The organism is Actinoplanes lobatus (genome assembly GCF_014205215.1).
In the GTDB taxonomy this organism is placed as follows: domain Bacteria; phylum Actinomycetota; class Actinomycetes; order Mycobacteriales; family Micromonosporaceae; genus Actinoplanes; species Actinoplanes lobatus.
Map to the genome: position 1 here is coordinate 3,573,941 of NZ_JACHNC010000001.1, position 19,224 is coordinate 3,593,164.

A 19,224-nucleotide genomic window follows, 5' to 3' on the forward strand; every position below is an offset into this window, starting at 1 on the left:
TCCCCGTCCCTTCAGGGCGGGGAGGATGTCAACGGGGCTGCCCCTTCGAGTCGTCGGCGTTGGCGGGGTCGGTGGCGGGGCCGCGCAGGAACTCCTCCCAGATGGCACGGAGCCGCTGGGAGGCCGGGGTGGCCGGCCACTCGGTGATCTGGGGCGGGATGCCGGAGCAGCCGCAGAGGTCGCTGAGCAGCGCGCCGCAGCAGGCCCGGACGGGCACGGTGTGGACGGTGGTCACAGCCAGTCCTCCACATCCAGGCGCTGGGCCAGGTTGCGGGTCGCCCGGTAGGTCGCGGCCTTGACCGCGCCCTCGGCGATGCCCATCTCCCGGGCCGTCTCGACGACCGACAAGCCCCGGAAGTACCGCAGGATGAGCACGGTCTGCTGCTGGTCAGTGAGGTACAGCAGTGCCGCCGCGAGGTCCTGACTCCGCAGCGCCGCGAGGACCGGCTCGTCCGCCGCCGGCACCGGATCTAGAAGGTCGAACGCACCGTTCTCGAACGGGCTGGTGACGGCGCCGGACGGCCGGCTCAACCTGGTCGACAACCGCTTGAAGTGGTCGGCGACCAGGTTTCGGGCGATCGTGAAGAGCCACGCCCCGATCGCCTTGTCACGGCACTCGAACTGCGTGCCCAACTGGGCGAACGCCTTGCAGAACGTGTCCTGCGCGAGGTCCTCGGCGAGCTGCCGGTCCAGCACCCGACGGGACGCGAACCGGAAGACCAGCGGGTAGTGGATGCGGTAGATCTCCGCAAACGCCTCCCGGTCACCGGCCTGGTGTCGGCGCACCAGGTCGAGGCCGTCCTCGACGGAGGGCTGCATCGTGGGGGCGGTCATGAGGCCCTCCGGGGGCGCGGGATCCGGGCGAGGGCGGTGGCCTGCTCGCGCTGTTCCATCACCAGCTCGTAGGCCGCGTAGGCGAAACAGGAGAGGGAGATCAGGGCCATGAGCAGCTCGAACGTCATCGGGATCCGCCTTCTTTGCGGCGCGGGTCCAGCGGCAGCCAGAGGACGCGGGTCTGCTGCATCGCCCTGAGCCGGTCGGCGCCGACCGGCGGCATCCAGTCGGCCGGGACCAGCTCGACGCTGTCCTCGTGGTGCCGTCCGGCAGGCTTGGCCGGCACGAACGCCGGGAACGGGTGCGGCTGCGGCTGCGGCACGACGGTCGGCGTGTGCGGGTCGCAGGCGGGCGGCAGCGGCTCGGTGCTCTCCGAGACACCCGGGTGCTCCGGGCCGAGCTGCCGCTGCCTGGACGTCGCGACCCCGGCGACGACCAGGACGATGGCGACGAGGATGGCGGGGATGAGGACGATCGCGGCGGCGACCATGTGCTGGCGTGTCACTGGGTGTCTCCGTCCTGCTCGTGCGGTGGTGTGACGGCCGGAGCGGCGAAGCGGGCGTCCCATTGGGAGACCCAGGCGGCCCGTTCGATGTCGGCCTGGCGCTGGCGCCGGCTGCGGTTCGGGTGCGGCTTCATCAGGAGGGACTCCTGCTCGGCCGAGGCCTGGCGCAGCTCGTTGCGCCAGCGGAGGCCCTCGTCGACCTGAGCGCGCAGCTCGGCGACCGTGGCGACGGCCGACTCCAGCTCGGCGATCGCGGTGTCCCGCTCGGCGGCCGCGATCGCCAGCTCCCTGCGGAGCTGCTGCTTGCGGTTACGCAGGAGCCCGTTGGCGGTGTCGCCGCGGTCGGCGCGGCGCCGGTGGAATCGCAGCCGGAGGTGGACGACGACCAGGGCCAGGACTGCGGCGACGGCGATGGCCTCGGCGATCACCGGGCACCCCCGGCCAGCTTGGCCTCCAGCTCAGCGATCCGAGCGAGCAGGATCGTCTCGCCGGGGTCCGGGATGCTCGCGAACACCTCGGCCTTAAGCCCGGCCGTCTCGGTGCTGGACTGGTGACGCCAGCCGGCGCCCACCTGTACCGGCTTGCCCGGAGCGCCGAACAGGTGCAGCCCGAGCTGGTCGGCGTTAGCGATGGCCTCGGCCTGCTCGAACACCCCGGCGACGAAGTGGAAGCTCAGCCGGGTGTATTTGGTCAGCGGACCGGTGTAGACGGCGAGCTTGTCGGCCAGGTCGTGGAGCGTGGCGGCCAGCTCGGTGCCGCGGTTCCAGTCGCCCTGGTTGGCGAGCGCCCCGTTCAGGCCGGCGGCCATCGCCTGAGCAGCCTGGAGCTGCCGGTCGATGTGGTCGGTCTCGCCGAGGTCGTCGACCATCTCGAGCTGCCACTCGGCGGCGATGTGCCCCTCCTCGGAGCTGCCGGGCAGACGCCACACGCCGTCCTCGGCACCGGGGGTCTGCGGGACCGGCAGGGCGGACAGACAGCGGATGCTGACCCGAACGTTGCTCTCCGGCCCGTACTCGTCGAAGGCCTCGGCAACGGTGGTGATGTAGCCGTCCTCGTCGGCGAGGAACGCCTGCCAGAGGCTGGGGTTGGTCGGCGGCTCGTACTTCATGTGGTACTCCTTGGGGTGTCTGGGCGGTCCCGCGTGCCGGAGAAGCGAGGCGGGGCCGCTCGGGTGTTTGCGCTGCTAGACGCGGTTGCGTGCCCGGGACTGGGCCGAGCGCAGAGCCATCCGCTGGTAGTGCGCCTTCCGGAGGTTCTCGGCGGCGACAGCACGGGCCTGCGGGTCAGTGATCTCGGCAGGGACCTGCGTCTCGAACCGGTCGTGCAGCGCCTTACGGGCCGCCTCGGTCCGCGCCGTCCGGTCGACGGTCTTCCCCCAGCTGGTGTTCGCGGCGATCCGGGCCCTCAGGGTCCGTTCGGCCGGCGTCACCAGGCACCAGCCCGCTGGAGCCGTCGCGCTTCCGGGGAATTCACACGCGCCCACCGCATGCGTACTCCACGCGTACTTTGTGCCTGATTCTGCGTACTGATTGCGCTAGTCGGCGGCACGTACGGCCTCCTGGCTGCGCATCAGGTTGGCGCTGGTCGTGCCCAAGGCCGCAGCGATCCGGCGCAAGAGCGGAGCACCGCAGCTGCGGCGGCCGCGCTCGATGTCGGAGATGTGCTGCTTGCTGGTGGCGGCGCGCTCGCCGAGCATCGCGCCAGTCAGGCCGGCTTCCACGCGGAGGCGACGAATGCGTACGCCGTCCACGCCGCCGGGAACCCGGTAGGACCTGGGTGCCGTGTCGGTCATGACCTAGATACTTGCGTACAGCCGCGTACTACGCAAGCTTGTACGCAGAAAAGTACGCTCAGGAATGTCACGAGATACGCAAGTATTGGCCCAGGCTCATTCATGTTTGATGTTGCGTACTTGCGCGTACCTTGCCCTACGCTGGAGCCATGACCGATCTCGCGCCCACCGAGCTCGGCCAACTGCTCGAAGATGCACGCCGACAAACAGACGGCACCGGCATCACCCTCCGAGAAGCCGGCAAGCGCGCCGGCTTCTCGGAAGGACGCTGGCGCCAACTCGTACGCCTGGGCCGCGGCCCAGGCGGAACCGTCGTCGCAGCAGCCCTAGCAGTTGGAGCCGAGCCCGCCAAAGCACTCGCCGCAGCAGGCCACCCCAACGACCCTGAGGCAGTTCAGGCGTTCACCGAGGAAGCGCGACGGCCGAAGCGTGCCGGAACAGCCGTGTCGGGCCTGGCGGAAGAGATCGAGCGGATCAGGGCACTGCCACTGCCGGCTGGCGAGAAGCTTCGGGCCGCGCAGGGAGTGATCGCACTCTTCGAGGACCTCGCCCGAGAGCGCCACGACGAGACGGCCGAGAGTGGGCAGTGAAGAGCCCACTCTGTACAGCAAGGGATTGTTTCTACAGGCGGATCCGCGACCCCGCGTATATGCTGGTCAGGGGATTTGTAGTACAGCGCTTAGACCGGTGGTCCTCATAATCCCTCGGTCGCGGGTTCGAGTCCCGCCCGGCCCACCTTTCCGACCTGCTTCTTCGCAGGCGGCCGGACCGCGTCGAAGGCCGGTCCGGCGTGGTCGGTCCGCAAATAGTCCGCACTACGGCCGGTTACCGCCTGGTCGAGGCGGTCCGCGACCGCATCGAGGTCGTCCTCGAAGAGGTCCGCATAGACGTCCAGGGTCATCGCCGCTGAGGCGTGGCCCAGCATTCGCTGGACCGCTTTGACGTTCGCGCCCTCCGCTACGGCCAGGCTGGCGACGAGGGCGACGCTGGAGACCAGTTCGTCCAGCAGGCCCGAGCCTGGTTCGACAGCATCTGGGACACCATCACCCACGAGTACACCCCGTGACCCTCACCGATCTGGTCAGCGCGACCCGATGCCTCCTGGTCGACTTCGACGGCGCCTCCTGGTCGACTTCGACGGCCCGGTTTGCTCCGTGTTCGCCGGCCATCCAGCCGCCGCAGTCGCCGACGAGTTGCGCGCCGCCATCCGCCGTCACGGTGATGGCGAGCTGCCGCCGGCCATTGCCGATTTGGAGGCTGATCCGCTCCAGATCCCCACCGCGGTTGCCATGCTCGATAACCAGCAGCTCACCCATGAGGTCGCCCGAGCGTGCCGTGACTCGGTGGTCACCGCAGTCAGGTCGGCCGTTCCAACCCAAGACGCGGAGGGCGTGTTGAGCGCCGCCCACGCTTCCGGACGCCGAGTCGTCATCGTCAGCACAACGCCAACGAGGCAATCGGCGCCTACTTGCAAAGCCACGACCTTATTCGCTACGTCGATGGGATCGCCACGCGGTTCGACGGGATGGATCCTCGCCTGCTTAAGCCGCACCCGTTCCTTTGGGGCCGCGGCCTTGCCTCTGTGGCCGCGACGCGGATCGGAGCGGCCTTTATAGGGGACTCGGTCACCGACATCGAGGCAGGCAGGACCGATGGCATTCCCGCCATCGGGTACGCCAACAAGCCGGGCAAATACCAGCGTCTGACCGATGCGGGAGCCGATGTCGTGATCGAGTCGATGCTTGTGCTGGCGAGCGAGCTGCACCACAGCGAAGTCAGGCCAGCGCCATGACCGATCAACTCGCGGTCCCGGCCGCAGTACTCGTCAACGTTCGCCATCGCTAGCCCGAGATTGCAGAGCCCTGGGCTGCGCAGGTCGGCGCTGAGTTCCAGGCTATCTGCGAGCGATATCGAGCCAGCCCCCGTGAGGCCTTGCCTGCCCGGTACGGATTCGTCGCTGCCGTCGACACGCCAGACGGCCAGCTCGTACTTCGCAGCAGTCCCGATCCGCACGGAGGCGATCAAAGCCGCGGTTGCCAGCGCGCTTGCCGCACTGGGTGCCGCACCGCAGGTACATGAATCGGTGACCACCGATCACGGAACCTGGACGGTAATCGAGCGGGTGCTCCCCGGAACGCCGCTCAGCCAGGTAGATCCCGCAACCGTCGATCCCTCAGCACTTGTCACGCCCTTGGCGGCGATGCGGGACCAGCCGCCACCACGACCCGGCATGCCATCAATCTTCGACTGGCTTCGCGGCCGCCTCGAAGACGATCAACTCACCGACCTTCGCCCCGGCACCACCGTCGCGCCTCCGAGCGAACGACGAACTGCGCTCGCGATACTGGATGGCCTCGCCAGCGACCACACGCCAGCTCTGCCATGGGGGGACGCCTCCAGCGGCAACATCATCGCGAGCGGCCCTCGTCGCTGGATGTACATCGACCCTCGTGGTGTAACCGGCGAGCACACCTATGACGCGGTTGTTCTCGCGATTCGGATCGCTGCGGTATATCCCTCTCCTGAGATCCCGGAGTACATCGCAGAGTTGGCCCGAACCAGCTCCACTCGACTGCGTGCATGGATGAAGATCGCCGAGATCGCGCGCGTATCGGTGCCGTCCTGGCTGTCGGATTCCCGGCAATCGATGTTCGGGGGACGTGAACCACCTCGCCCACGAGGGCGTGTACGACTGTGGATAGGTCGGCTTCCATCCCTAGGGATCTGTGCGACGAGTTGACTACTCAAGTAGCCAACTCGCGCACATAGCTGACCGAAACCCTGTCGGACAGCTCGTGGACGAGGAGTAGCCATGACCGGGCGAACGAGTCGCGGGGAACGCTCCGGCGGCTTCACCCTGCTGATGCTGTGTACTACGGCTTCGATTCTGCTGCTGACCGTGGCGCTTCTGGTGACCTCTTCCGAGGATGTCGCCGACGCGACGCCCTTCGGTCGGATCGGGACCCTGGTCGTGACTGTCGGGGCCGCCCTCGTGGTTTGCGCATCGGCCGTCATTGCTCGGCACACCGCGGTTCCCGCAGTGCGGGCGACTGCCGTGGGAGCGTCGATCATTGCCGCTGCTCTCGTGGCGGTGATGGCGTTCCTCTTCTTGTTCGCAAACAGCGCTCAGTTCGCTGTGGGGCTCCTGTTGGCCTGTGCTGCTGTCCTGGTTGCCCTGGGAGGCCGTGCGGTCGCGCAGGCGTCCGGAACGAGGGAGGCCCGTTGAGATGCATTCGGATCTGACGCAACGCTTGCAGCGGCTCCAGCAGCGCGCCACCCAGCTCGGCCAATTGGCAACCGAGTTGGCGTCTGCCGCGCCCGAACGGTCGGAAGGCTATGACGCGAGCGGCCGCGTGTTCGTGGAGCTCGGCCGAGATGGACTGCCGGCTGATATCCAGGTGCAGGATCGATGGCAGGACCGATTGGAGCCGGAACAACTAGGCCAGGCGATTTTGGACGCCAACCACGATGCCGGAGAGGCAGCAACCCGGGCATGGACTGGAAGCCTGGACGAAAGCCATTGGTGGAGGCGCCGGCAGGACGCGGACGCGGGACCTCAGCAGGGTCCGTTCCAGCGCAACGGGCCGCTGCCCAGGTTACCTATGGGACGTCCGCAGCTGGACGGCGAGTTCAACGAGAAGATCATGAGGGCTCTGCGCGTAACGGTGAACCAAGCGAACCAGCCCGCTCCTGTCGTCGAGGTCGAGGGTACGGACGACGGACATCATGTCGTGTTGACGCTGAACGCCGCCGGTCTCAGCGAGTGCTTCATCGAGCCGGACTGGGCGCGTAATCGCATGGCCGGCCTGATCACGGAAGGCCTCTTGACCGCGCTGCGTCGTGCCAGGCGCAAGCTGCCGCCGTCCGGCCATGCGGGGGCCGACCTCGATGCCTTGATCGGTGATGCTCTGGCCACGTTGAACGCTTTCGCCCAGCAGCCGGCGAGCGGAGATGCGTGATGGGTTTGCCCAGTTCGGAAGAGGTTTCGCTGGCCACTCAGGCTCTGCGCTCCGAGGCATCGGTATGGAACGCGCAGGGCGGGAGGCTCGCCGAACTCAGCGCACAGGTCGAGGCCATGGAGTTCGGCCGGGTCGAGGCCGGCCTGTTTCAGATCATGGTGAGCCCGTACAACGACGTCGTTCGAGCTGTGGCCGCCCGTTGCATGGAGGGCCGGGCCGCGATGACGGACATGGCCGACACGCTACGCAGGGCGGCGGATATCTACGAGTCCGAGGATCAGGCGGGCGCGCACCGAATCAAGGATGTCTACTGAATCGGGGAAAGCGATGTTCAGCCTGGCTCAGTACGAGGCAGTGATGGGCGAGATCGAGACCGGAACGAAGACCTTCGAGGCGAAACTCGCCGAGGTGATTCCCGCCGCCGACAGCGTCTCCAGCCAGTGGTACGTGAACCACGTCCTGGCGGAGCTGCTCCAGTGGATCGCCCGGAAGACGGTGGAAGTAGGAACCGAGATCCTCAACTTCATCAGGGACGTGCTCAAAGGGGCCACCGCGCCGATCTTCATGTTCATGGATGCGTACAAGTGGACGGACTTCAAGGCTGCTGCGAACGGAGTTTCAGCCGATGTCACCACTCAGAATCTGGTGATCGACAACTCGGACTGGTCCGGCAAGGGACACGAGGCCTACCTCGGTGCGGCGGCCGCCCAATCCGCCGCCGCCGGCCGTATCGGATCCGTCGCCAAGAGCGTGTCCGACAACCTCATGCTCTGTGCTGGCGCTGGCCTGGCCTTCTACGTCGTGGTCGCCGGCGTGATCGCCAAGCTCATTGTCGAAGTGGCCGCCGCGACTGCCGCGATCAGTTCGGCTGTCTTCTCCGCGGTCGGCGCGATGATCTTCCTGGAGTCGGGAGCGGTCAACACGATGGCCATCGCGACGGCTGTCGGTGCACTCGCTGCCTTCCTCGGAACTCAGGTCAACGCCCTGATCACCCTCCACGGCGAGGCCGTCGATCCCACCAGCTTCCCGAACGGGGTATGGCCGAATTCCAACAGTGCGCAGTACAACGACGGAACGGTCAACGATGGCGATGCGGACTGGTCGCTCAAGGACTAACGAGCCCATGACACCAACGCCAGCAACGTACTGCTGAATGCATCTCTTCTGAATCAAGGCGCCGCGCAAGCGCGGCGCGGGCCGGACGCGCTCGGCCTGCTGGCGGGCTCCGCCCGGCATCGCCCGGCGCGCCGGCCAGTACTTCGCGGCGGTGCTTGAGCCGGGGGATGCCTTCGGCACGACGCTTGTGCTCTGGAGAGAGCTGATGCCGCGCCGCCCGTCGTCGACTGGGGCGAAGGTCAAACAGGTACGACCGTGCCGATCCCGCCAGACCGGACGGCCGGGTTTGGCTGGCTCGGCTTCGCATTGGCTGGTCCGGTTGCTATAAAGCCCTGTCGACCTACCAGGCCAACTTGGGGGAAGTGTGACCTCTATCGAGAGCATCGATCTTGATCCCGGATCGACCTACGCCGTTACGTTGTCGGTCGGGCAGTGGCTGTACGTGCTCGGAACTCTCGACAACGAGACGGACGCGGAGGATTTCGAAGATGATCCGCGAGGGGTGGTGGAGCCTTGCAGGGCGGTCATGCAGGACATCGAGCGCCTTGCCTACGGCGCTGATGGACTGCCGTTGCCACACGAACGCATGGTCACGATCGACGTGCCGGGTCGGAGCTGTCGGATCGTCGCGGGAGCACTTGACGATTGGGCAGCCGTGGCGGCCCGGGAGACGGCACCGGAGCCGGGCTTCGAGAACGAGGCCGCGGAGATGAGAGAGGTGCTACAAGCCTGGTTGGCCCAACTCGTCCGGAAGTGAACTCAAAGGTCGCGGAGGGTTGCGCTTAAGTTGCTGCCGCGCCGCTTCGCGGCTTGCCACCGAATACGGTGGTCCAGGAGGTGCCGGGCCCGGCGCGATCAGCGGGCAGCGCAGCCCGGCAGCCGCGTTGCTGTACAGCAACGCCAGCAGCCGGAGCGGGTGGGACCGGACCTGATCAAGCCGTCTGAGCTCGTACGACTCTTGATCCGTATTGCGGGTAATTCATAGGTTCAGGGTCCACGCGGGCGCCGCTCAGTCGAACGGGATTGGCTCACGATCGCGGGTGAGGCGCGTTTCCGGGTCGGTCCGGTGCCGGCGTAGTACTTGCCTGATCAGTGCGACGCCGTCGTCGAGGTTGTCGAAAATGCCGATCCTGAGGGCGAACGCGGTCCATCCGCGGCCGGGAGTGAAAGTCGAGCCGGCTGTATCGGCCCAGCCACGGTCCGCCTCACGCAATGTCCGGTCGAGGTCTGCGCACACTGCCAATGCGTGGGCGTGCGACCGCCCCTCAATAGGCAGGTCTAGGTCGAGCAGGTAGAGACGCGAATCGCGTAGCGGGCTAGAGCCGAAGTGGGCAGCGATCAGTGAACCGCGGGGTGCGCCGACCCGCTCCTCGTCGATCCAGCACTGCTCGGCCGGACTTTCTGGAGCGGGCATGGTGCCTGCCGCCAGAGTCGCCTCAGCGGCGGATACCAGCTTCTGCCAGGCTGCGAACGGGAAGTCGCCGTCGGGACAGCGCAGGCTGTACACGACACCGTCAGCCTCGTTCGCCTTGTCCTGTCCGACCGTCCAGGTGCCGGCGGCGTCCTGACTCCATACGACCCCCCTGTCGCGGCCGTCGACTCGGTGGAGCCAGTCTCGGGTACGAGGCCACCACGTCTTGACGGGCACGGGCGGGCCGAAGTCGATATCTAGCATCGGGACCATCGGGTCGGCCTGGACCCGAGGAAGGCGTGGAGAGCCGAACGCGGCCTCCATCATCGGGGTGATCGCATCCAAGTCGTCGCCACGGCCGAGGATGACGAAGCGGCCGGCAAGGGCAAGAACTGGGCCGGGATGCCTGAGCGCGGGGTCGAGGACGGCAGCGGCGCGTGCAATCAGGTCCAGCTCGGTCCATCGGAGTGCGGAGGGGTGCCAGTGAGCCTGGTCATCCCACCCCAATCGGAGGGCCTCATTGCTGTCCGGGGTGCGCATCGTGAGGTTGACCATGTGGAGCCCGACGTAGATCTTAAGCACGAGGGCATAGCCGCCGCCCACGGGAAACTCCACGACAAGCGACGATTCGTCCTCGTCTTCGTCCTCTTCATCGTCATGGACGGTGGCTTCGTCTTGGAAGAAGTAGGCACGCCAGAAGTCCGGATCATCCAGCCGGGCTTGGAGATCGACAGGCAGAGGCATGCGCGGCAGCCTAGTACGGCAGGCAAGCGCGCAGCCAAGATCGATTGGTCCGCAATCAGTCCGCACGAGGTCCGCAAAGACAGCGGAACGCTGTCAGATCATGGCAAGCGTTTTCGCAGGTCGACGGGTGTTTGTGCCGGTAGATCAAGTTGGGTTTTCGATCTCATAATCCCTCGGTCGCGGGTTCGAGTCCCGCCCGCCCCACTCTCCCTGCCTGGCGTCGCTCGCGGCGGGGTGGCGCAGCTCATGTGGGTGAGGCCCTTGAGACCGACGCTCTCCGCGGCCCGGTCGAAGGTCCGCCGGCGGAAGTTGTTGTTGCGCAACACCCCGCCCTCCGGCGATGTGAGCACCAGCTCCTCGAGAAGGGAGAGAGTGTTCCCGTCTGCCCACGATCCGCCCACAACCGTTCATGGAGAGCTGGACTCCGCTAGATCACAACGAAAACGGCCCTGGTCAGCGTTTCCGCTGTTACCGGGGCCGTTTCCCTAGCCTGTGGCGGGTAGAGGATTCGAACCTCTGTAGCTTTCGCAACGGATTACAGTGCGCCGATCACTCGGCCTCGACCAGGTCGAACGGTCACCGGTGTCAGCGTCAGGGGAGGTAGTCGCGCAGTGTCAGGTTGCGCAGTGAGGACGGCTCGGTCTTGCTGGCCAGTACCTTGCCCTTCGCGGACAGCAGCGTGAGCACCCGCTTGCTCGCCGGACCGCTGCGGACCAGCAACCTGCCGTTCGACAGCAGGAGGACCTGCGACACGCGGCCGCGTACCGGCAGGGCGATCGGCTTACCGGTTTTGGTGTCGACAACGGCATCGGCCACCTGGCCGCTGCCGAGGTCGCCGTCGGTTTCGTTGCCCTTGATCAGGTCAACGGTGATCCGGCTGCCGTCGCGGTTGGTGCTGACGATGTCGTAGGCGCGCAGCTGCTTCGGGTTGGTGCGGTCCTGCTTGCCGAGCACCGGCACCCGCTTGACGTCGGTCCCGTCGACCCGAGCGGACCAGATGCCGCCCGTGCCGTCCGACCAGAGGTAGCGCTTGCCGTCGCCGGTCATCCGGATGTGGATGCCCTGAATGCTGCGCGGCAAGGGGGTGAACTTGCCGTTGGAGACCTGTACGACGCCGGCCTTGTTGTCGGACTTCCGGGCGACGATCAGCCCTTTGCCGTTCGCCGTCCAGTTCGGCCCGTAGCCGAATGGCGCCACCCGGAGCGAGAGTTTGCGGACGTGCGTGCCGTCCGGGTTCGACACCTGGAGCCGGCCGGCTTCGGTGACGTAGGCCAGTCGCTTGCCGTTCGGCGAGAATTCGGCGTAGTTCGCCTTGTAGCCGTTCAGTACGGTGCGTAGCTTGCCGCTGCGGTAGGAGAGGAATTTCTCGCCGTTGTAGTTGTCCTTGGCGTAGTAGAACGTACCGCTGATCTTGGTGCTGGTGACCGACGACGTGGTGCTGGCGGCCGGTGCCGCCGAGGCCGCGGTGGCCGACAGACCGGACAGCAGCAACAGGCTTGTAGTGATGGCCAAGCCGACCTTGATTGATCTCATCTTCGTCCCCCATGGGTTCGGTGACGTCGTCGACGCCACGGTGGTCACGCTTGCGCTGGTGTAGAGCCCCTACCTGGCGTTTTGCGGGTGGCCGGACCGCGTCGAAAGTCGGTCCGGTGTGATCGGTCCGTAGATGACCCGCACTACGGCCGGTGACCGCGGATCAGCAGCCGCTTTCGGTGCCCTGGTTGAGGCGGTCCCGGACGGACGGGGAGACGTAGCCGTCGCAGACCTCACCGGTGCCGAGGTTGAGCGCCTTCCAAGCGCGGGCCTCGCTGTCGAACTGGAACAGAACCGAGGCGATCTCACCCTCCGGCTCCTTGCGGAACGTGGACCGGCCGTAGGCGAAACCCTGGTAGCAGTTGGGCTTGGCCATACCGTCCGGCTTGCCGCCCGCTTCGTAGAGGTCGCTCTTGCGAAGTGCCTCGAACAGGGTCGCGGCGCTGACCGGGCAGGGGTCGGCTGCACTCTGCTCCGCTTTGGCCGCGGTGGTGGTGGGTGCCGCCGTCGGGGTGGTCGCGCTGGTCGCGCTGGTCGCCGGCCTGGCGGCGTCGCCGATGTGTTCGGCCGGCTGCGAGCAGGCTCCGGCGAGGGTGACGAGGGTCAGGATGCCGGTGAACTTGAGCGCGCGCATCGTTCTTGGTTCTCCTTGGATCAGGGCTCTGTCATACCGTGCGATGCGCGTGATCGGCCCTCAGTTCGCGATTGTTTATAACGAGAAGGTAACGGTCCGGTGGTGAGTGTGGGGCGGCAAGCCCGTTCAGCGGCGCCTGGCGGAGTTCGCCAAGCGCCGCTGAGCCGGTGGCGGATTCGTCAGGGCGTGGTAGGCGTCAGTTCCCATCCGGTGATGACCGTGTCCGACTCGAAGCCGTCCGCGGTGCGGGCACGGGCCATGACCTCCAGGTATTCCGCTCCGGGGCGCGTGGTGTGAACGAAGGTGGCGTTGCCGTTCTCGTCGGCGGTCACCACCTGCTCGGTGTTCCCGAAGTCGACGGAATAGACGAACTCGGTGACGTCCGGTGAGTCCGTACGCAGGATGATCGTGACCGGCCGGCCCGCGGGTGACGGGCTGCCGTCGGTCGGCAGGTCGGGCGAGCTGATGGCCGGTCGCGGAACCTGCACTGGCACGTAGAGGTTCGCCCTGGTCTCGGGCGAGACCACGCCCTCCGCGGTCTGGCTGGTGACGGTCAGGAAGTTGTCCCCCCGCCGGTCAGGGGTGACGACGACGGTGCTGCGGCCCTCGGCATCGGCGGTGGCGGTCGCTGGCGGGCCATCGTTCAGCCGGTAGGTGAACGACACCGTCCCGGGCACCTGACTCGAGAGTTGGATCGTCCGCGGCTCGCCGACTGCGGCGCCCCAATTCTGGTCGAAGACCTTCGGCGTGTGGTCGATGACCTGGAACGAGTACGTCGTCTCGACCGAGCGGTTGAGGGTGCGGTCGATCGCCTGAACCGTGAGGACGTTGGTGCCCAGCATGGTCGGCGTGATGTCGACGGTGGCCCGGCCGTCACGGCCCACCGGCACCTCGACCAGCCCGGTCGTGGTCGTCGAGTACCGGAACTTCGCCACGTCCCGGTCACCTCCGGCCACGGCGAACGTGAACTTCCCGGTGATGCCCGCGCCGCCGCCCGGAGCGTTTTCCGGATAGTCGGTGGACGTCACGACCGGGGCGTGCGGACGGGTCGTGTCGACGGTGACGGTGCAGATCGGTGACCACGCCGACACGGCGCCCGCGGCGTCGGTGGCGCGTGCCTTCAGGTGATATTTCTGGCCGTCGGTCAGGGTGGCCGGGACCGTCGTGAACACGGTGCCGGAGTACGTCAGTTCGGTGGCGGTCCAGTCGATGCGCCGCGCCGGTTCGCCGGCCGGCCAGATCACGAACGCCGGGGTCAGCGTCTCGCCCGGAACCGTGGCGAAGTCGGCGTCGGTGAACTGGGCGGTGACCGCCGGGCCGGTGGTGCCGACGAGGATGCCGCCGGGCGCGCAGGCGATGCCGCCGACCGTCAGCGACGTGGGGACGGCCGGCGGGTTGTTGGTGGCCGCCGCCCAGCTCGGGGAGGCGGATAGGGCAAGGACGACGGTCGTCGCGGCGACTGTGGTGACGCGGTGAGCAAGGAAACCCATGAATCCCCCGCAGATAGTGATGAGCGCCGATTCGGCGCGTCGTGATCCTAAGGGGTTCGCCAAAGGGCGAGCACGTGATCGATGGCGTCCCGGATCCGGGCTCTGGCCTCGTCCCGGGGGACTCCGGACATCAACAGCTCGTCGTACGGGGTGTCGTCGTGCCGGATCGAGGCGATCACCGCCCGGGTGACCGCGTCCGGGTCGAGGGCCCGGCCGGCGGCGCTCCGGCCCACCCGGCCGCTGCCGCGGATGCTGGTGTGCTGGCTGATCGCGTCGGCCCGGTCCGGTGGGCAGCCGGGGAACAGACGGGTGATCTCCCCGGCCAGCTCTCCCTGGAACGTCTCGTCGGCGGCCTCGCGGCGTTCGCGGTCGCGTTCGCGGCGGCGGGCGCGGGCCTCCTCGTCGGACAGGCACTGCTGTTCGGCCTGGTCGAGTGCGGTCTGTTCGACCAGCAGGCCCTGGCGTTCGTGGCGTTTGCGGGAGCGGTTGAAGCGGACGACCACCGCGGAGAGCCGGCTGGCCGCCTTGGCGCGGCGGGTGAGCGCCGCGTCGCCGGCCGGCAGGAAGACCAGGTGGTCGAGGTCGGCGCAGGTGAGGCAGATCGGGCCGGCGTCCTCCATCGTCAGCATCTCGGCGCCGTCGTGGCCGCAGCTCGCGCAGGTGAAGTCGCGCACCGGCAGCATCACCACGAGATCCGGGGGCCGGCTCTGCCGGGCGGTCAGCCGTTCCCGCTGGCGTTCCGGCAGGTCCGCGGGCATCCAGTGGGTGCGGTAGGCGCGTTCCCGCGCGGGGTCGGCGGTGGCGGTGAAGCGCAGCGGCCGGCGGTCGCGGGTGGCGGACGGGTAGTCGACCTCGCTGGGGCGCAGACCCCGGCTCTCCACCCAGCGGTGGAAGATCTCCAGGGCATCGGTGAGCCGGTCGGCGGAGACCGCCGCGACGGACTCCAGGTCTGGTGCCCGGCCCTGCCGCCAGTCGGTGACCAGCCCGGGTGGCAGCCAGCCCATCCCGGTGAGCACGTCGAGCGGGCACACGTGACGCTGCCGCTCCAGGGCCTGCTCGGCCGCGGTCACCACGTGGCGTTCCAGCTTGGCGACGGGCGGCATGGGGGCACGCTACTCCGCTCCGGGAACGGGTGGGCACAGATGGGCCACAGGTTTCGTGATCCGATCCGGTCAATGGCTCGTATCACCCTGTGTCCGCAAGTGTCGACGCGACTCGATGAGTCCTGGGTGGCACACGAGAACGAGGGAGGTTTGATGTCCGTGTGGCGCCGTCTGTGCAGTGCCGCGGTTCTCTCCGCCGCGCTGGTCATGCTCGTGCCGGATCCGGCACGGGCCGCGCCGGACGTCCCGGTGCCTCCCGAGAACCTGCTGCTCGACCGGGGGACCGGTGCGATCTCGGCCGCGGACAAGGATCTCGTCGTGAAGGTCCGTCTGGCCGGCCTGTGGGAGATCCCGGCGGGGGAGATGGCCCAGCAGAAGTCGAACAGTGCACGGATCAAGCGGATCGGCCAGAACATCGCCGACCAGCATGCCGCGCTCGACCAGCTGGCCCGTGCCGCCGCCAAGGAACTGAAGATCGCCCTGCCCAACGAGCCGAACAGCGACCAGCAGGGCTGGCTCGACGAGATGGAGGCGGCGCAGGGCCCCGAGTTCGACGCGATCTACATCGACCGGCTGAGGTCCGCGCACGGCAAGATCTTCCCGGCGATCGCGACGATCCGGGCGAGCACCCGCAACGACACCGTCCGCAAGCTGGCCCAGCAGGCGAACCAGTTCGTCATGACGCACATGACCCTGCTGGAGAGCAGCGGGATCGTGGACTTCGCCGCCCTGCCGACCGCCCCGGCCCCGAACGCCGCGGCCAGCAGCAAGCCGGCCGCCCAGGTCCTCTCCGCGGCCGAACAGAACTCTGGTGAGAGCGGCGCGAACATTCCGTTGATCGCCGCGGCCCTGGCCGGCGGCCTGGTCGCGGGCGGCCTCGTCACCCGGCAGATCGTCGGTGGCCGCGGCCGGAACGGCTACCGGTCGAGGCGCCCACGCTATTACGGAGGCTGAATCCTCGTCGTTAGGGTGGCGCGATGACCTCGTCGACGGATGGTGTGATCGTCACCGATTGGCTCCGCAAGGTCCTGCACCCGCGCCGGGGTGGCATCGTCACCGACATCCGGCCGCTCGCCGGGGCCGACGAGGCCTGGGCCGGCCTGCGGCGCGGCATCTGGGCGCAGGACGCCGCGATCCGGGCGAACTCCACCGAGTCGTCGCGGGTGTGGCAGCTGGTCACCTCGTCCGTCGCGGAGGACCGGGCGCTCGGCGCCCGGCTGCTCGACGAGGGGATGCGGATCGGTGACGAGCGGGAGGACCATGCTCTGATCCGGGCGGTCCGCGAGCGGTTCCAGTACGTCGATCACGGCGCCGACGAGTGGCTGGCCGACTTCCTGGTGGCCGCCCACGGCCTGCCCGAGGCGTGCCGGCGGGTGCTCGGCGGCTTCCACGTCGACCTGCCGTACACCGGGGTGGGTGTCTTCGGCCGGCTGCGGGAACTGCTGGTGGCGGCCGATGCGACGACGTACGCCCAGGCCCGTGACCTGCTGCTGGACGTGCGGGACCGGATGGCCAAGGAGCTCACCGGCAGCCTCCGCGCCGACCTGTTCTGGGCGGTCACCTATCTGCTGCCGCTCGGCCCCCAGGCGGGGCCGGAGGAGCGGGCCGCGCACGCCGAGGCGATGCTGTACGTCGGCCGGTTCGGCAACGCCGCGGTACACGCCTCCGGGCTGGCCGCCGGCGACCTGGACACCCTCGAACGGTTCCTGCGCGCCAACGACCGGGTGCGCCACGAGTTCTTCGCCGGCCGGCTCTACCTGTCCGGCGTCGTGGAGACGGCGGGCGCGGCGGCCGGCCCGGTGCTGGCACGGATGCGGCCGGACTCCCCGTACCACGACGACCCGTATTACAACGGCATCTGGTGCACTCTGCTCGCCCACGTCGACGACGACACGGCCCGGGCCGCGCTGGACGAGCAGCGCCGTGCCGGGCATACGTGGGCGACCGGATTCACCGTTCCGGAAACGGCGCGGGTGGACGTACCGGATGAATTGCCTTGTCCTTATCAGCCGCCGAAGGCGGTGCATCCGGCCTGGCTGGCCGTGGCCGTGCCGGTGGAGCCCGTGCTGCGCCTCCGGGACGCCGAGCGGGAGGAGGCCGGGCGGAAGGGCGTGTACCCGGACGCCGAGCAGTGGGACGGCGTGCCGATCGGCCGGTGCGACACCGCCGCGGTGACCGCCTGGCTGGAGCATCGCGAGCGCTGGGCGATCCCGGCGACGCTGCCCGCCCTGGCTCTCGCGCCGCGCTGGACCCATGAGCGGCTGATGGCCCTCGGGTTCACCCACTACCACTACTGGGTGCGGTCGCTGATCCCGTTGCTGCTGCTCAGGCACGGGGTGAGTCACGTCGCGCCGCTGCTGTCGGCGTTCGCGGACGCGGCGAGCGTGGAGGCGGCGCTGGAGGTGGCGCAGCCGGTCGGGCACGCGTCGCTGGCCGCGCCGATGGCCCGCGCCTTCGCCGGGAAGAAGCACCGCCGCCCGGCCCGCTCCTGGTTGCTGCGCCATCCGGAGCACGCGGCCGCCGGGACGGTGGCGCTGTGGCGCGCCGAACCGGACGACCCGGCGACCGGGCGGGTGCTGCGCTACCTCGACGCGCAGGGGCACCGGGAGCTGCTCACCACCCAGGCCGGCGACCGGGCCGCGGACCTGGTCACGCTCCTGGAACGGGACCCGCTCGACGCGCCGAAGGCCAGGAGGCCGAAGATCGCGGCCTATCTGACGGCCGAGCCGCTGCCTCCGCTCACGGCCGCCGACGGCAGCCGGGCGACAACCGACGATCAAGACCATTTCCTGGTACGCCTGGCGTCGTGCGACACCGACGAGGTGCACCCGGCGGTCCTCGCCGCCCGGAACCGCTGGACCGCCGCGTCCCGGGCCGCCTTCGCCGACGCGCTGTTCGACCGCTGGGTAGCCGCCGGGGCGCCGGCCGCCGACGGCTGGTGCATGCAGGCGGTGGGCCTGATCGGCGACGACGCGGGCGCCCGGCGGCTGGCCGCGCACGCCCGGCAGTGGGCCGGCACCAACGCGGCGGCCCGGGCCCAGGCCGCCCTCGACGCACTGCGGCATCGCGGCACCGAGGCCGCCCTGATCGAGTTGAGCCTGCTCGCCGAGCGCTCCCGGTTCCCGGTCTTCAAGAGCCGCGCCCGGGACCACATCGAGGCGATCGCCGACCTGCGCGGGCTCGCCCCGGACGAGCTGGCCGACCGGCTGGTGCCGTCGCTCGGCCTCGACGAGGAGGGCGGGGACGTCCTCGACACCGGCGCCGGAGTGTTCCGGATCGGCTTCGACCACCAGCTGGCCCCGGTCCTGCGGGACGTGGACGGCCGGATCCTCGCTGACCTGCCCCGGGGCGGCGACCCGCAGCGACGTAGGGCGGCCAAGGACCGGCTCACCGCGCTGCGCAAGGAGGCCCGCGCCTCGGCGTCGCTGCACGTGGCCCGGCTGGAACGGGCGATGTGTGCCCAGCGGCGGATCCCGGCCCCGGTCTTCCTGGACCGGTTCGCGGCCCATCCGTGGATGACCCACCTGGCCCGCCGCCTGGTCTGGGGCGTCTTCGACGGCGAGGCCTTGACCGGCACGATCCGGATCGCCGAGGACGGCACACCGGCCACCGTGGACGACGAACTGGCCGCGCTGCCGGACGACGCGACCCTCAGCGTGCTGCATCCGCTGCTCTTCCCGGACGGCGACCTGGCCGCCTGGGGCGCGGTCTTCGCCGACTATCAGCTGCTCCAGCCGTTCGCACAGCTCGACCGGCCGGTTCATCGAGACCTTCGAGACCTTTCCCGGTACGCCGGGAGCGCGACCACCTACGCCGCGCTGCGCGGCCTGGAACGGCGCGGTTGGACGCGCTGGTACGACGCCGCCGTCCAGATGGCGAAACCGCTGGGCGGGGGAAGACACGCGCTGCTGCGCACCGATCCGGGCTGGCACGCCTCGGACACCGTCGACACCGCCCCGCCGCAGACCGTCGTCGACGTGATCCTGGTCGGTGCGGGCGGTCTCAGTCCCGGGGAACTGCCGCCGGTGGTCTTCTCGGAACTGGTGCACGATCTGCGCATACTCGACTGAGCCGGCCGCGCATCCAAGAATTGCTATAATCCG

The 19,224-nt window shown here is 68.7% G+C and carries 25 protein-coding genes; 10 read left to right on the forward strand and 15 right to left on the reverse strand.

Annotated elements, in window-relative coordinates; translation table 11 throughout:
- Positions 1–28: 28 nt before the first annotated feature.
- The 8 genes from BJ964_RS16825 to BJ964_RS16855 all read right to left on the reverse strand — a co-directional run bounded on the left by BJ964_RS16825 (position 29) and on the right by BJ964_RS16855 (position 3,131).
- On the reverse strand, positions 29–235 hold the full coding sequence (locus BJ964_RS16825; protein WP_188121539.1) for a hypothetical protein: 207 nt from the start codon (positions 233–235) through the stop codon (positions 29–31).
- Positions 232–834, reverse strand: a complete 603-nt coding sequence (locus BJ964_RS16830; RefSeq protein WP_188121540.1) for an RNA polymerase sigma factor — start codon at positions 832–834, stop codon at positions 232–234. The genes BJ964_RS16825 and BJ964_RS16830 overlap by 4 nt, the downstream gene beginning before the upstream one ends.
- The gene (locus BJ964_RS47970) at positions 831–962 is read right to left on the reverse strand and encodes a hypothetical protein (RefSeq protein ID WP_262479342.1); all 132 of its coding nucleotides are present in this window, start codon (positions 960–962) and stop codon (positions 831–833) included. The genes BJ964_RS16830 and BJ964_RS47970 overlap by 4 nt, the downstream gene beginning before the upstream one ends.
- The gene (locus tag BJ964_RS16835; RefSeq protein ID WP_188121541.1) at positions 959–1,339 is read right to left on the reverse strand and encodes a hypothetical protein; all 381 of its coding nucleotides are present in this window, start codon (positions 1,337–1,339) and stop codon (positions 959–961) included. Before BJ964_RS16835 ends, BJ964_RS47970 begins: the two co-directional genes overlap by 4 nt.
- Positions 1,336–1,767 carry a hypothetical protein gene (locus tag BJ964_RS16840; RefSeq protein ID WP_188121542.1) on the reverse strand — a complete coding sequence of 144 codons (432 nt, stop codon included), beginning with the start codon at positions 1,765–1,767 and terminating at the stop codon, positions 1,336–1,338. Before BJ964_RS16840 ends, BJ964_RS16835 begins: the two co-directional genes overlap by 4 nt.
- Positions 1,764–2,447, reverse strand: coding sequence for a hypothetical protein (locus BJ964_RS16845; RefSeq protein WP_188121543.1), 684 nt, complete (start codon positions 2,445–2,447; stop codon positions 1,764–1,766). Before BJ964_RS16845 ends, BJ964_RS16840 begins: the two co-directional genes overlap by 4 nt.
- Before the next feature lie 75 nt (positions 2,448–2,522).
- Positions 2,523–2,768 carry a hypothetical protein gene (locus tag BJ964_RS16850; RefSeq protein ID WP_203832862.1) on the reverse strand — a complete coding sequence of 82 codons (246 nt, stop codon included), beginning with the start codon at positions 2,766–2,768 and terminating at the stop codon, positions 2,523–2,525.
- Positions 2,769–2,873: 105 nt separating this feature from the next.
- Complete coding sequence (locus BJ964_RS16855) at positions 2,874–3,131, reverse strand: helix-turn-helix domain-containing protein (RefSeq protein WP_188121544.1); 258 nt, start codon at positions 3,129–3,131, stop codon at positions 2,874–2,876.
- Between the two features lie 149 nt (positions 3,132–3,280).
- Here BJ964_RS16855 and BJ964_RS16860 point away from each other — a divergent pair, with 149 nt between their 5' ends.
- Positions 3,281–3,721 carry a hypothetical protein gene (locus BJ964_RS16860; protein ID WP_188121545.1) on the forward strand — a complete coding sequence of 147 codons (441 nt, stop codon included), beginning with the start codon at positions 3,281–3,283 and terminating at the stop codon, positions 3,719–3,721.
- A 104-nt stretch (positions 3,722–3,825) separates the two neighbouring features.
- Here the strand turns inward: BJ964_RS16860 and BJ964_RS16865 are convergent, their stop codons facing one another.
- Positions 3,826–4,182, reverse strand: a complete 357-nt coding sequence (locus tag BJ964_RS16865; RefSeq protein WP_188127577.1) for a hypothetical protein — start codon at positions 4,180–4,182, stop codon at positions 3,826–3,828.
- A complete protein-coding gene (locus BJ964_RS16870) occupies positions 4,175–4,447 on the reverse strand; it encodes a hypothetical protein (protein WP_188121546.1) in 273 nt (90 codons plus the stop codon). Before BJ964_RS16870 ends, BJ964_RS16865 begins: the two co-directional genes overlap by 8 nt.
- Before the next feature lie 152 nt (positions 4,448–4,599).
- On the opposite strand from BJ964_RS16870, the gene BJ964_RS16875 reads away from it, so the two are divergent.
- From BJ964_RS16875 to BJ964_RS16905, 7 genes are all read left to right on the forward strand, one after another.
- The gene (locus BJ964_RS16875) at positions 4,600–4,923 is read left to right on the forward strand and encodes an HAD family hydrolase (protein WP_188121547.1); all 324 of its coding nucleotides are present in this window, start codon (positions 4,600–4,602) and stop codon (positions 4,921–4,923) included.
- 291 nt (positions 4,924–5,214) lie between these two features.
- Entirely contained in the window at positions 5,215–5,871 is a 657-nt protein-coding gene (locus BJ964_RS16880; RefSeq protein ID WP_188121548.1) for a protein kinase family protein, read from the forward strand.
- Positions 5,872–5,943: 72 nt separating this feature from the next.
- Complete coding sequence (locus tag BJ964_RS16885; protein ID WP_188121549.1) at positions 5,944–6,357, forward strand: hypothetical protein; 414 nt, start codon at positions 5,944–5,946, stop codon at positions 6,355–6,357.
- 1 nt (position 6,358) lies between these two features.
- Positions 6,359–7,090, forward strand: a complete 732-nt coding sequence (locus tag BJ964_RS16890) for a hypothetical protein (RefSeq protein WP_188121550.1) — start codon at positions 6,359–6,361, stop codon at positions 7,088–7,090.
- Positions 7,090–7,404, forward strand: coding sequence for a type VII secretion target (locus BJ964_RS16895; RefSeq protein ID WP_188121551.1), 315 nt, complete (start codon positions 7,090–7,092; stop codon positions 7,402–7,404). Before BJ964_RS16890 ends, BJ964_RS16895 begins: the two co-directional genes overlap by 1 nt.
- On the forward strand, positions 7,394–8,206 hold the full coding sequence (locus BJ964_RS16900) for a hypothetical protein (RefSeq protein ID WP_229807110.1): 813 nt from the start codon (positions 7,394–7,396) through the stop codon (positions 8,204–8,206). The genes BJ964_RS16895 and BJ964_RS16900 overlap by 11 nt, the downstream gene beginning before the upstream one ends.
- 364 nt (positions 8,207–8,570) lie before the next feature.
- Entirely contained in the window at positions 8,571–8,963 is a 393-nt protein-coding gene (locus BJ964_RS16905) for a hypothetical protein (protein ID WP_188121552.1), read from the forward strand.
- Between the two features lie 252 nt (positions 8,964–9,215).
- On the opposite strand, the gene BJ964_RS16910 is transcribed toward BJ964_RS16905, so the two are convergent.
- The 5 genes from BJ964_RS16910 to BJ964_RS16930 form a co-directional block, all read right to left on the reverse strand.
- A complete protein-coding gene (locus BJ964_RS16910; protein WP_188121553.1) occupies positions 9,216–10,361 on the reverse strand; it encodes a peptidase M16 family protein in 1,146 nt (381 codons plus the stop codon).
- A 591-nt stretch (positions 10,362–10,952) separates the two neighbouring features.
- A complete protein-coding gene (locus BJ964_RS16915) occupies positions 10,953–11,873 on the reverse strand; it encodes a TolB family protein (protein ID WP_188121554.1) in 921 nt (306 codons plus the stop codon).
- A 184-nt stretch (positions 11,874–12,057) separates the two neighbouring features.
- Complete coding sequence (locus tag BJ964_RS16920; RefSeq protein WP_188121555.1) at positions 12,058–12,528, reverse strand: hypothetical protein; 471 nt, start codon at positions 12,526–12,528, stop codon at positions 12,058–12,060.
- A 179-nt stretch (positions 12,529–12,707) separates the two neighbouring features.
- Positions 12,708–14,018 (reverse strand): hypothetical protein, encoded by a 1,311-nt coding sequence (locus tag BJ964_RS16925; protein ID WP_188121556.1) that lies wholly within the window; start codon positions 14,016–14,018, stop codon positions 12,708–12,710.
- 47 nt (positions 14,019–14,065) lie between these two features.
- On the reverse strand, positions 14,066–15,121 hold the full coding sequence (locus BJ964_RS16930) for a DUF2293 domain-containing protein (RefSeq protein WP_188121557.1): 1,056 nt from the start codon (positions 15,119–15,121) through the stop codon (positions 14,066–14,068).
- Between the two features lie 153 nt (positions 15,122–15,274).
- On the opposite strand from BJ964_RS16930, the gene BJ964_RS16935 reads away from it, so the two are divergent.
- Both BJ964_RS16935 and BJ964_RS16940 read left to right on the forward strand, forming a co-directional pair.
- A complete protein-coding gene (locus BJ964_RS16935; protein ID WP_188121558.1) occupies positions 15,275–16,075 on the forward strand; it encodes a DUF4142 domain-containing protein in 801 nt (266 codons plus the stop codon).
- Between the two features lie 23 nt (positions 16,076–16,098).
- Entirely contained in the window at positions 16,099–19,191 is a 3,093-nt protein-coding gene (locus tag BJ964_RS16940; RefSeq protein ID WP_188121559.1) for a DUF4132 domain-containing protein, read from the forward strand.
- Positions 19,192–19,224: the final 33 nt, after the last annotated feature.